Below are 350 nucleotides of genomic sequence, written 5' to 3'. Positions count from 1 at the left end.
AACTGTACGTTTGTTAGAAAATAAAGTTTCGCCAAATACTTTTAACGAAATGAAAGAATGGATTCATGAAAACATTGGTCATGATGAAGTAGAATTAATTGGTTCTGGTGGAAACATCAACCATGTATACAAATATTCTGGCGTAAAACTAGGAATGCCTTTGAGTAGTATTTATGTGAAAAAACATTATCAAATTTTACAAACAATGACTGCGGAACAGCGTATGCAGAATTTCAATATGAAGCCCGACCGCGCTGATGTGGTGGTTTATGCATTAGAAATTTATAATAATGTACTAAAATGGTCGCATGCAAAGAAAATTCATGTTCCGAAAATTGGACTTTCGGACG

The 350-nt window shown here is 34.0% G+C and carries 1 protein-coding gene; it reads left to right on the top strand.

The window, feature by feature from the left end:
• The coding region (locus QWI17_RS03890; RefSeq protein WP_302721198.1) for a Ppx/GppA phosphatase family protein at nt 1–350 on the top strand (350 nt) is incomplete at both ends.

Origin of the sequence: Gilvimarinus gilvus, from assembly GCF_030518155.1 — a bacterium.
In the GTDB taxonomy this organism is placed as follows: domain Bacteria; phylum Pseudomonadota; class Gammaproteobacteria; order Pseudomonadales; family Cellvibrionaceae; genus Gilvimarinus; species Gilvimarinus gilvus.
Note: the sequence above shows the minus strand (reverse complement) of the source record. Positions and strands in the feature narration are given on the sequence as shown.